This window comes from Paenibacillus sp. JT31N11, assembly GCF_056269285.1.
On the sequence record NZ_JBWDNQ010000001.1, the window covers coordinates 725,290 to 736,917 of the forward strand.

Consider the following 11,628-nt stretch of genomic DNA (forward strand, 5'->3'; position numbering starts at 1 on the left):
TTGAAGGAAATGCGGCGGACAATTTGGGCTTGCGATCGCTGTTTCAGCCGGATTGTCACAATTGTATAACATCTTTCAGATATAACAATCCGGCTGCAAAGGCGAACGCTGACGCTACTCCAGCTCCAAGCCGTCCTCTTGCATTTCTCCACGGACTTATAAGGGGAAGCGACCAGCGGTGGGCCTGCATTCAGGTTTTGGCTCTTGAATTCGGAACACCGACACTGCTTTCCGGGCTGTGTCAGCCTGTTTGCCCTCCAGAATTGTTAATCTTCTCTAATCTTGGTTAACCTATTACTGCCTTGCGAGATCAAGGCAAGCCGCAGTATCGGGAGGTAAGCAGCATGGCTCGTAAAAAGCAGTCTATTGACGCCAAAAACTTGGCCCTGGAGACCAGATCCAAGCAAGCGGAAGATCATCTGGCTGCCTCCACCTCGGAGAATCGCAACCAGAAGGGCCATGTGCCAAACAGTCCGTCAACGGGCTGACAAGTCAGAAACCAAGAAGAAGCGGCTGTATCCGTTCATTGACGGTGCAGCCGTTTTTTTCTTGACCTTATAGGATGTTCAAGTTTCACGCCTGTTAAGTCTGTAAGGTTTGAGGGAAGAAACTAACTTTGCCGCAAAAGGACGGCGAAGTTAGTTTCTGCTTACTCTCGCATGAATCGTGAGATGTTTTCGCTTTGCGCAGCAGCTTTATTCGTCGGTTTCCGGGAAGAACCTTATAATCATCTATCGTATATTAAACGGCTGTACAATAATAATCGTCATTATTAGACTAAAAACGACAAAAGACGCCAAAAAACAACTGTTGTTTCCATCAGTAACAACCTCTATAATAAACCTAAGCGAAAGATTATCGATAATCGATAATCTTGAGAGGAGTAGTGAAAGCCATACGGGGCAGTCAGGTAGATTATCCAATCAACTCGATTAGTGAACATGTTTATGCGGATTTGAAGAGGGAAATTCTCGCAGGCGACCTTCAGCCTGGCACCCGGCTGATTGTTACGGAGATTGCCGGCAAATTCCAGATCAGCCAGGCTCCGGTGCGGGAGGCGCTGGAGAGATTGAAGCAGGAGGGCCTCATTACGGGCATTCCCAACAAGGGCTCGGTCGTATCCACGATAACGGCCAAGGAAATCAAGGATATCTTCGTCCTTCGCGAGATCATCGAGGGCTTCGCGGTCAGACAATCGATGCCGCTCATGACGGAAGAGGATTACAGTTACTTGAATACGATCATCTGCGAGATGGATAAAGCTACCAAACAAAATGAACTACTGGCCATATTGGAGCTCGACATGGATTTCCACGGATTCTTCTATAAGCGATGCGACAATCACGCGGTTCTGGAGCTGTGGAATAATATGCGCACCAAAGTCATGCGGTTTATGGCGATTTCGAACAGGCATTATACAACCAATGTGCTGGCAGAGTGGCATCAGCTTCTCATGGACGCTCTGAGGTCGGGAGATGCGGATGCGGCGGAGGCCGCTTTTATCGAGCATATGCACGCCTACAAGCTGATTGATCTGGATTAGCTTCATGAGTCTCATGCATCTTGCATTACCATCCTTTCATAAAAGGGGAAATGGAGCATGCTAAGCGAAGGGTTATTGTTCAAGGACGATGTAATCTTGACCTGGATGAGAGACCGTTTTCTTCAGGATCTAGTGCTGGGGCGGAAAAGCGCTGGCGCGAATTTGAAGGAGAGCCTGTCCCGCCTGAATTTGAATCCGTATTATACCTATCCGGCGCTGGCGCTGCTGGAGCCGGTATCTCCGGATGGTGACGAGCACGAAATGGTGCTCCTGGTCGAAAGGATGAGGGATTATTTGCAGCAGCAGGTCTCCGGCGGAAGCGTCGTATTTATGGATGAACAAAACCGGATCGGACTGCTGTTCTCCTGGGTATCCAAAGAGTTCCTGGAAGCGATTCAAAATATGCTGAGCCAGCAGTTCAACCTTCCCGTGAATATCGGCGTAGGCAAGCCATGCAGCCATCTTTACGACATCAATCAATCCTACAGGCAGGCTTCCCGCGCGCTGAAAAACAAATTTTATCGTGGAACAGGGCAGATTATCTACTACAGCGAGCTTCGCCGGTATGTGTCCATGAGCGATTATCCGGCTGACAGGGAGAAGGATCTGCTGGATTCCTTGAAAGCGGCCGATTCCACCGCGGAAATCGAAGAGGCAGTCAACGAGTTCTATGACAGGCTGCTTGAGAACGGTCCGATCGATATTAAGAATATGTATGAGCTGACCGTCCGCCTGCTTATTGAAACCGAGAAAAGATTGCTTGCCAATACCAATTATGTTAACGCTTACAACAAGTTTGAAATCATGTCCATCGTGAAGATGCAGACGCTCCAGGAAATTAAGACGTACGTCAGCCATTTCTTCTCGGGCGTCAGAGAAGTGATGTCGCCCGATCAGAAGGAGAGCCACCGCAGCATCATCAAGAAAACGATCCATCACATGGAGCAGGAATGCCAGGCGGTATCCCTGCAGAGCGTGGCACAGAAGGTATATATGACACCGACCTATCTGAGCCTGCTTTTCAAGCTGAACACGGGCAGAACGTTCATCGAGCATCTGACGGACATCCGGATCGGCAAGGCCAAGGAGCTGCTCAAAACCACACATTACAAAAATTACGAGGTGGCGGAGCAGGTGGGATATCAGGACCCCCGTTATTTCAGCCAGATTTTCAAGAAAAAAGTCGGTCTGTCCCCGACGGAATACCGGGAATCGGTCGGCAAATAAAACAAAAAAAGAAGGACTCTGGAAGCGGCTGATCCGCTCTTTCCAGAGTCCTTCTTGCGTGAGGCTTGCTTACCGATTAGAGCCGTACATCATGATTGGAGCCGCTGCTGTCCGATTTCTGCGCTTCCGCAAGCTCCTTCTCCCAGGACAAATGACGATACTCCGCAGCAGTCGGATCGTTATCGAACCAATTCATGAAGTCCTGCCACATATCCAAGGTCCATGCGGTATCGATCTGGGCTGTAGAATAAACGCCTTCCTTGAGGCGAATGAAGCCGAAGATGTCGCGCACCTGGGATTTCTCCGCCTGTACGACAGTCAGCTCCGCAAGATGGGGAGGGATAAAGATAACGCCTGAAGGCGTGCCAAGCACAATATCGCCGGGAAGACAGATGGCCTTGCCGATGCGTGTAGGCACATTCATGCCGACCATCGTCACATCCGTAATCGCAGTAGGATCGCTTCCCCGGTAGTAGATATTGATATCTTCAATTTCAACGACCTGCTGATTGTCGCGAATGCCTCCCCAGACGACCGCTCCTCCGCGTTTGGTGCGGGTGGAAATAGCGGTGGACAGATTGCCTCCTACATAAGTGCCCAGATGGACTTTATCGAACATATCCACGACAACGACATCATCCTCAACCAGCGAATCGATGACCCATTGATTGAAAAAGCCTTTCCGGCCTTCCTGCTCATGCCCGTAATTCAGCAGGGTTTCGTGCAGATCGGGACGCTTGGGTACCATAACGGCGGTAACCGCCCGGCCCACCATAATTTTATCGGGGTGGATGATTTTGAAATCTCCCTCGAACTGAAACGTATAACCTCTGTTCCAGAGCGGGCCCCAGGCTTCCTCCAGAGTTATTTTACGCATACGCTTCAGCACATCCTCGGAAACCTTCGGACGCCCGTTAGAGAATCGTTCTCCTTCCCAAAGCGGTGTAAGCTGGATAATGTCTTCCGGATTGTCAAATTTCATGTGGAGCACCTCTTCCAACAAGTATAGTGTGTATGCCGTGCAAAACCTTGAAACTGATGGCTCTAGCATCTATTGTTAGGGACATTTCCGATTTTGTCGATGCGAGTTTTTTAAGGCATTTTCGATAAGTATATAATTTTTCCACCCTTTTTCGGGGACATAAGCAGATGAAAAAGGGATGAAATGAGATCGTGAAATAAATCAAACAAATTCATAATTTCGTCACCTTTCATAATGAAACCGCTTTCGTATACAGTAAAGAAGTATTATCCGGCAAGACAAACACGATTTAGATAAGAGGAGGAGATCCGTGGGTGACTGCTGAACCGTTATCTCAGACACCGTACGAAGAGACGGTAAAAGTTCCCGGAAGAAAGCGCAAAAACAAGGGAGAAACCAATTTAGCCGGTTATATATTCATTTCCCCATGGCTGATCGGATTTTTGCTGCTGACCTTATGGCCAATCGGCCAATCGTTTTATTTATCCTTTACGGAGTATTCGCTGCTTGAAGATCCCGTCTGGATAGGGACGGACAATTACGTCAACATATTCACCGACGATTCGACCTTCACCAAATCTCTCAGCGTGACATTCCTGTTCGTACTGATCTCGGTTCCTCTGAAGCTCTTCTTCTCGCTGATGGTTGCGATGGCGCTGAGCAAAAGCATCCGGGGAATGAATATTTACCGCACGGCGATTTATTTTCCTTCACTGATCGGAGGAAGTATCGCCGTGGCCGCCCTGTGGCGGAATATGTTCGGTCTGGACGGCTATATCAATCAGGTGCTGGCCTGGTTCGGCATTGAAGGCGTTGGCTGGATATCAAATCCCGACACCTCGCTTGGTACGCTGATCCTTCTGAACACCTGGCAGTTCGGCTCAACGATGGTTATTTTTCTGGCAGGCCTCAAGCAGGTTCCTCAAGAGCTGTATGAATCCGCATCCGTAGATGGCGCCGGACGCTTCCGCAAGTTTATCAGCATTACGCTTCCCATGCTTTCGCCGGTTATGTTCTTCAATCTGGTACTCGGAATCATCGGTTCCTTCCAAACCTTCACCTCGGCCTTCATCATCACCAAGGGCGGACCGGTCAATTCCACTTATATGTACGCGTTGTTTCTATATGAGAAGGCTTTTAAGCATTATCAGATGGGTTACGCTTCCGCATTGGCCTGGATATTGCTTGCGATTGTCGCTGTTCTGACCGTCCTTAATTTCCTGGCGTCGCGTTATTGGGTATTCTACGAGTCGGATGGAGGGAAGGCCAAATGAATACGACCGTTCGGGGGAAGCTCTCCAATCACTTGTTTCTTACGGCCTTCTCTCTCCTGATGCTGTATCCGGTCATCTGGTGGATCGGAGCTTCCTTGAAGAAGACGGCCGAGCTGAGCCTGCCCACGCTGTGGCCGTCAACGCCGATGTGGGAAAATTACAGCAATGGATGGAATTTCTCAAATGACTACACCTTCGCTCATTTCTTCGGCAACACGCTCCTGATGGAGCTTGGCAATGTAACCGGCGGCGTGCTGACTGCTGCCATTGTGGCTTACGGCTTCGGCCGGCTTAATTTCAAGTTTCGCGGCTTCTGGTTCTCGATTCTGCTGCTGACTATGATGCTGCCAGGCCAGGTCACAGTCGTCCCGCAGTATATTCTCTTCAACAAGCTGGGCTGGGTGGATAGCTATGTACCGCTGGTGCTGCCGCATTTCTTCGGCGGCGGGGCGTTCTTTATCTTCCTGCTGGTGCAATTTATCCGCGGTATTCCGCGTGATCTGGACGAAGCGGCCAAGATAGACGGCGCTTCTGTTTACGGTATATTCCTGCGGATTATATTTCCTCTGATCAAGCCGGCGCTTGTTACGGTTGCGATCTTTACCTTTATCTGGAGCTGGGATGATTTCTTCGCACAGGTGCTTTATCTAAGCTCTGTCGAGAAGTTTACTGTCGGTCTCGCGCTGCGCATGTTTATCGATCAATTCGATATTCAATGGGGCCAGCTGCTTGCCATGTCCCTGCTGTCCATTTTGCCTTCCGCGATTATCTTTCTTTTTGCCCAGAAGCATTTCGTGGAGGGCATAGCCACAACCGGGTTGAAGGGATAAGCGCATCATAATAAAAATTGAGAGGGGTTCAAAGGGAATGAGAAGACAAAGATCTGCAGTCCTGGCATTCATAAGTCTGGCGCTGCTGCTGCTGGTAACGGCTTGCAGCGGAGGAAACGGCGGCGGGAATGGCGCAGCCGAGAGCGAAAACGGGAACGCTTCAGGCAACGAAACGGTCAAAGAGACCGGAGGCGCCAAGACGCTGAGCATTATGTGGTGGGGTACCGACGAACGCCACGAAGCGACCCAAAAAGCGCTGGATCTCTATTCCCAGCAGCATGCGGGCGTGACCTTCAAGCCCGAATTCATGGCCTGGGATGCGTTCTGGCAGAAGCTGCCGACCCTTGCGGCATCCAAGTCGATTACGGATGTGCTGCAAATGGATGCCGCTTACATTCAGGAGTATGTGTCCAGGGGGCAGCTTGAAGACCTGTCGGACATTGACTTAAGCGGGATTGTGGATCCCAATGTCGTGGAGAACCTGAAAATCGACGGCAAACTGTATGGCATTCCGCTCACCCAAAACGCGCAGGGTATGGCGTTCAACAAGACGGAGCTGGAACAGTACGGCATCCCACTTCCCCAGCAGAACTGGACCTATGACGAATATTTCCAATGGGCGAAGGATGCCCGCGCCAAGCTGCCGGAAGGTAAATATCCGATTGGCGACACGACAGCCTGGGACGGCTTCAACTATTACCAGACCTCCATGGGCAAAGATCCGATCATGTCCGATGGCGGCAAGAAATTTACACTCGACAAGGATTTATTCATGACCTTCTATCAGACCTATGAGGATTTCCGCAAAAATAAAATCGTACCTCCTGCGGAGAAAGCCGCCTCGTTCCTGGAGAATGACCCGCAGGCCGATCCGATGGCGTCAGGCGTTGTGATGACGCGCGGGGCAACAACAGGCTCGGTCAGCGCATTGGAGCAGCTGATGCCTGGCAAAGTCGGGGTTGTTAATATGCCGACAGGGCCGGCAGGAGGGGGCTGGGCGCAATCGACCATCTTCCTGAGCGTCAGCGCCAACTCCAAGAATAAGGATGAGGCCAAAAATTTCGTCAAGTGGTTCATCACGGATCCTGAAGCCGGAAAAGCGCTGGGATTGACCCGCGGTATTCCGATTAATCCGGAAATCTACAAAACCCTTGAACCGACGCTCGGGGAGAAGGATAAGCTGGGCAAAGAAATCTATGATCTTTCGGTCGAAAAGGCGCTGCCGTTCTATTCGCCGGCTGCGGGCTTCTCGGAGTGGGTGGACACCTACAAGAAAGAGATGGATGCTGTAACGTTCGGGCAGCAATCAATCGAGGAAGCTTATAACAAAATCGATAAAATGGGCAAGGAACTGGCCGAAAAAGCAGCGGGGGCTTAATAATCTCTGCCGACTTAATGCAATGCGCAGTGTGTGCGGGAAACTGCCCGCGCTGCGCAGCAATGAACAATTTTGAAATACAGAGAGGAGCTTAAACTATGCAGTTGGCAGAATTTTTCTCTTCCCAGCCTACCCGCTTGTGGCAGCTTGCGAAGCAGATGAATGTGAATTACGCGGTTGGCGGCCTTCCGTGGGAGGAGAAGACAGATAAGGCGTGGGATTTGATGCCCCTTATCCGGATGAAGCAGCGGTATGCGGATCATGGCCTTACACTGTCTGTCATTGAATCGATGCCCCCGAGCAACAATATCAAGCTTGGCACACCCGAGCGAGACGCTGAGATCGAAGTCTTCCAGAAGTTCCTGATCAACATGGGTGCGGCCGGAATTCCGGTGCTGTGCTATAATTTCATGGCCCAGTTCAACTGGTTCCGCACTTCCACAACGACCCGTACACGAGGCGGAGCGCTGGTATCCAGCTATGATCACAGCTTGATGCAGGATGCTCCTCTTACAGAGGCGGGGATTGTGACGGAGGAACAGCTGTGGGAGAATCTGCACTATTTCATGGAGCGGATCGTTCCGGTCGCGGAGGAAGCCAAGGTGAAGCTGGCGCTTCATCCGGATGACCCGCCGATCACGCCGATCCGCGGAGTCTCGCGTATTCTGCGCAGCGCATCCGCCCTGCAGAGGGCGATCGATTTGGTGCCCAGTCCGTATAACGGCATTACGTTATGCCAGGGAACCTTGGCAACGGCGGGGGATGATATCCCCCAGGTCATTCGGGATTTTGCCGGGCAGGACAAATTATTTTTCGTGCATTTCCGCGATGTGAAGGGAACCCCGGAGAAATTCGAGGAAACCTTTCACGACGATGGCAAAACAGATATGCTGAAAGCGATGCGGACCTATTACGAGGTTGGCTACAGCGGACCGGCAAGACCGGATCATGTGCCGACCATGGAAGGCGAGAATAACGATAATCCCGGCTATGAGCTGCTGGGCAGGCTCTATGGCGTCGGTTACATCAGAGGCTTGATGGAGGCTGCTTCGGCAGGCTGATTTACCGGGAAGATGAAGGAGGGGAGGGATGAATATTCCTCCTCTTTTTCCTTTGTTCTTATAGAATTCAGACGGCGAAGCCGTTTCGTCTTGCTGGAATAAATTAGCCGGCTTGTTCGGGAATGATCAGCAAAGAACCTGCAGATTCTCTCCAACTGGAGAGGCTGCAGGTTCTTTTTGCCCTTATGGAATTTATAAGGTTCACGCCTGTAAATGACTATACGGTTTGAGGGAAGAAGCCGACTGCGCCGCCAAAATGACAGCATAGGATCTCTTCCCGCAATCGTTTCATTAGTCAGGAACTGACCAGCCCTTAGCTCCAAAGACGGTCATTGGAATAAAATTTGTTCCAGTTGTCCGTCGGCTCCCATAGGCCTTTGATATCGGGATGTAGATGCTCTGCGAGCACGTCATCATTAAGATCGTCAATACCGAGTCCCGGCGCATCCGTCATCGTGATAAAACCGTTCTGCACCAGCTTCTTCGGCAGCCTGCTGCTGATGATAATATCATCCCACCACTCCACCTCGCAGGAATGATACTCGAGAGCGAGGAAGTTCTCTGTCGCTGCGGCGACGTGAGCGGCCGCCAAGCAAGCAATCGGGCTCTCAGCCATATGAATCGCCATGGCAACGCCATAATCCTGCGCCATATCGCCGATTTTCTTCGTTTCCAGAATACCGCCCGTCGTCAGGACATCAGGGTGGATAACGGACACGCCGCCAGCCTGGAGAAGCGGACGGAAATTTTCCTTCAGATAGATATCCTCCCCGGTACAAATCGGAGTGGTTACCGCACGCGACAATTTTGCATACTGCTCGGTATACTGCCAGGGGATCATATCTTCCATCCAGGCCAGATTGAATTTTTCGACACGGCGGCCCAGCTTGATGCAGTCCTCAAGACCGATATGGCCAAAGTGGTCAACGGCAAGCGGAACCTGATAACCGATAACCGCACGGACGTCGGCAACATACTGCTCCAGCAGGTCGAGGCCTTTCTCGGTTACGTGAATGCCTGTGAAGGGGTGCGGGATGTTGTAAATATCGTAGTGGCGGTTTGTGATGTCTCGAATCTGCTCATCCGACATTTCGTTAAAGTTTTGATTATAGCGGTTTTTGGACTTTGCTCTCATCTCTTCTAGGAAGCCAAGCGGGGCGCTGAGTGCGCCGGGTTCATTGATGATTTGCCCAATGCCAAGATCCATCTTGAGAAAGGTGAAGCCGGCTTCCATCCGTTTCTTAAGCGCATTTCCCATCGCCGTACCCGTATCCTTGCCTACGATTTCTGTATCGCAGTACATCCGTATGCTGTCGCGGAATTTGCCGCCAAGCATTTGATAGATCGGCACGCCGTAGGCTTTGCCTGCCAGATCCCACAGGGCGATTTCCAGCCCGCTTACGCCGCCGCCTTGGCGGGAATGGCTGCCAAACTGCTTGATCCGGCGGAACAGCTTGTCGATGTTGCAGGGATTTTCGCCCAGGATGCGGCTTTTGAGCATTTGCGCATAGACCTTTTCAGCGCCGTCGCGCACCTCGCCAAATCCGACGAGGCCCTGATTGGTGTAGACTTTGATCAGACTGCTGTGGAAAGGGCCGCCGACAATGTCGGTGAAACGGACATCGGTGATGCGAAGCTCAGATGGGCTTGAGCCCGTCCGCACGTGGGCAAGCGTTTCTTCAAAGGCTTGTTTATTAACCATGTCATTCGCTCCTTGAATAGTGGATTTGGTTTCTCACAACAGCATGCTGGCGCCGTCCAGACGGATGGCCGCACCGGACATGAATTCGCTTTCATCCGAGGCGATAAAGCAGACCAGCTGCGCCACATCGTGAGGTGTTCCTACACGGCCCAGCGGAAATCGCCTGCGTATTTCCGGTGCTCTGGAGGTGCTATACTTCCCGACATCGACAGCGCCGGGCTCAATCGTATTTACAGTAATACCATATTTACCCAATTCTATGGCACTTTCCCGCCCAAGCATCCGGATGCCGCCCTTAGTCATGGCATACACGGCATCGAAGTCGGTCGGACGTTTGGCATGCACGGAGGAAATATTGATAATGCGACCTGAGTTTTTGATTTTCATATAGGGCACGACAGCCTGGATGCACTGCCAATATCCTTTGAGATTAATATGCATCATCGTATCGTAGGTTTCTTCCGTATGATCGAAGAACCCGTGATTCAGCTGAAGGGCGGCGTTGTTGACGAGAATATCGATTCCGCCATATTGGTCAGCGACTTGCTGCACCATAGACTCAATCTCCCGCTTGTGGGCGACATTGCCCTGAACGATGAATGCCTGACCGCCGAATTCTTCGATTTGCTGCCTGGTATGGACGGCTCCGGCGCTGCTTTGATTGTAGTGGACGGCGACTTTTACTCCGCGCCGTGCCAGCTCTATGGCGACGCCTTTGCCAATTCCTGTTCCTGCGCCGGTGACCAGCGCAACTTTATCCGATATGGACATCCTACATCACCCCGCCAGTCGTTGTTTCCTCTATCCGTTTACTCAGCCGCCAATGGACGGTGCCGGCTTTTTCTTGTGATCCATATAATGCAGCAGAAAACCGCCGTCAAGTCGAATATCAGATCCGTTCATATAGCGGGTTTCATCGGAACAGAGGAATAAAACAAGGTGGCCCAGATCCTCATAGCTGCTTGGCAGCTCATTCGGAACTTTGCGCTCATAATCATCATAGAGAGCCGAGAATTCGCTTGAGAACCGTTCATTGTCACCCTTCACAGGACCAAGCTCAATGGTGTTGACCTGAATGCCTTGACGGCCCAGCACCAGCGCAGCTTCCTTGGAGAGCATCTTGACGGCTCCCTTGGAAGCGCTGTAGGCAAAGGAAGAGCCGGTCGGCTTCTCGGCATGAATAGAGGAGACATAAATAATTCTTCCGGATTGCCTGGCGGCCATTTGTTTTCCGACAGCCTGGGAGCAGATGAATGCGGATTTTGCGTTGGTGTCCATGATTTCCAGAAATACGTCTTCTTCGCAAGATTCCGCAAGCGCCGGTATCAGCAGATCGTTATTATGAATAAGAACATCTACCGGCCCGAGTATCTGCTCGGCCTGATTGAGCATGGCCGTCACGTCGGCAGCTCGGCACAGATCGGTATTGGTGACATAGGCTTTGGAGCCGGCTGCTTGTACCTTCGCAAGTTCCGCCTCGATAAGTGCGCCTTCCGACATGCTGTTCAGAATAAAATGAGTGCCTTCCCCTGACAACCGGTTAACAACCGCCTTGCCTGATGGACTGTCCGCATCCGTAATGAAAATTACTTTGTTGTACAGTTTCATAGATCCCCTCCGAACGCCACCCC

11 protein-coding genes are annotated in these 11,628 nt (G+C 51.3%); 7 read left to right on the plus strand and 4 right to left on the minus strand.

The annotated features are described in order from the left end of the window. Positions 1-344: 344 nt before the first annotated feature. From AC0YNV_RS03245 to AC0YNV_RS03255, 3 genes are all read left to right on the plus strand, one after another. Positions 345-488: a hypothetical protein gene (locus AC0YNV_RS03245; RefSeq protein WP_210039389.1), complete on the plus strand. Its 144-nt coding sequence runs from the start codon at positions 345-347 to the stop codon at positions 486-488. Positions 489-886: 398 nt separating this feature from the next. Next, positions 887-1,543 carry a GntR family transcriptional regulator gene (locus AC0YNV_RS03250; RefSeq protein ID WP_475765780.1) on the plus strand — a complete coding sequence of 219 codons (657 nt, stop codon included), beginning with the start codon at positions 887-889 and terminating at the stop codon, positions 1,541-1,543. A gap of 57 nt (positions 1,544-1,600) precedes the next feature. Then, a complete protein-coding gene (locus tag AC0YNV_RS03255) occupies positions 1,601-2,770 on the plus strand; it encodes a helix-turn-helix domain-containing protein (protein WP_210039387.1) in 1,170 nt (389 codons plus the stop codon). Positions 2,771-2,846: 76 nt separating this feature from the next. On the opposite strand, the gene AC0YNV_RS03260 is transcribed toward AC0YNV_RS03255, so the two are convergent. Continuing rightward, positions 2,847-3,752: an RraA family protein gene (locus AC0YNV_RS03260; protein ID WP_210039386.1), complete on the minus strand. Its 906-nt coding sequence runs from the start codon at positions 3,750-3,752 to the stop codon at positions 2,847-2,849. A gap of 314 nt (positions 3,753-4,066) precedes the next feature. On the opposite strand from AC0YNV_RS03260, the gene AC0YNV_RS03265 reads away from it, so the two are divergent. From AC0YNV_RS03265 to AC0YNV_RS03280, 4 genes are all read left to right on the plus strand, one after another. Then, positions 4,067-5,026 (plus strand): carbohydrate ABC transporter permease, encoded by a 960-nt coding sequence (locus tag AC0YNV_RS03265; RefSeq protein WP_210039385.1) that lies wholly within the window; start codon positions 4,067-4,069, stop codon positions 5,024-5,026. Further along, the gene (locus tag AC0YNV_RS03270; RefSeq protein WP_210039384.1) at positions 5,023-5,856 is read left to right on the plus strand and encodes a carbohydrate ABC transporter permease; all 834 of its coding nucleotides are present in this window, start codon (positions 5,023-5,025) and stop codon (positions 5,854-5,856) included. Before AC0YNV_RS03265 ends, AC0YNV_RS03270 begins: the two co-directional genes overlap by 4 nt. Before the next feature lie 37 nt (positions 5,857-5,893). After that, the gene (locus AC0YNV_RS03275) at positions 5,894-7,234 is read left to right on the plus strand and encodes an ABC transporter substrate-binding protein (RefSeq protein ID WP_475765783.1); all 1,341 of its coding nucleotides are present in this window, start codon (positions 5,894-5,896) and stop codon (positions 7,232-7,234) included. Positions 7,235-7,332: 98 nt separating this feature from the next. Beyond that, positions 7,333-8,295: a mannonate dehydratase gene (locus tag AC0YNV_RS03280; RefSeq protein ID WP_475765784.1), complete on the plus strand. Its 963-nt coding sequence runs from the start codon at positions 7,333-7,335 to the stop codon at positions 8,293-8,295. Positions 8,296-8,608: 313 nt separating this feature from the next. On the opposite strand, the gene AC0YNV_RS03285 is transcribed toward AC0YNV_RS03280, so the two are convergent. From AC0YNV_RS03285 to AC0YNV_RS03295, 3 genes are read right to left on the minus strand one after another with little or no spacing between them, the layout of a single operon-like run. Then, on the minus strand, positions 8,609-9,997 hold the full coding sequence (locus AC0YNV_RS03285) for a mandelate racemase/muconate lactonizing enzyme family protein (RefSeq protein ID WP_475765786.1): 1,389 nt from the start codon (positions 9,995-9,997) through the stop codon (positions 8,609-8,611). 33 nt (positions 9,998-10,030) lie between these two features. Beyond that, positions 10,031-10,768, minus strand: coding sequence for an SDR family NAD(P)-dependent oxidoreductase (locus AC0YNV_RS03290; RefSeq protein ID WP_210039380.1), 738 nt, complete (start codon positions 10,766-10,768; stop codon positions 10,031-10,033). A gap of 42 nt (positions 10,769-10,810) precedes the next feature. Then, positions 10,811-11,605, minus strand: a complete 795-nt coding sequence (locus AC0YNV_RS03295) for an SDR family NAD(P)-dependent oxidoreductase (RefSeq protein ID WP_475765789.1) — start codon at positions 11,603-11,605, stop codon at positions 10,811-10,813. Between the last annotated feature and the right edge of the window lie 23 nt (positions 11,606-11,628).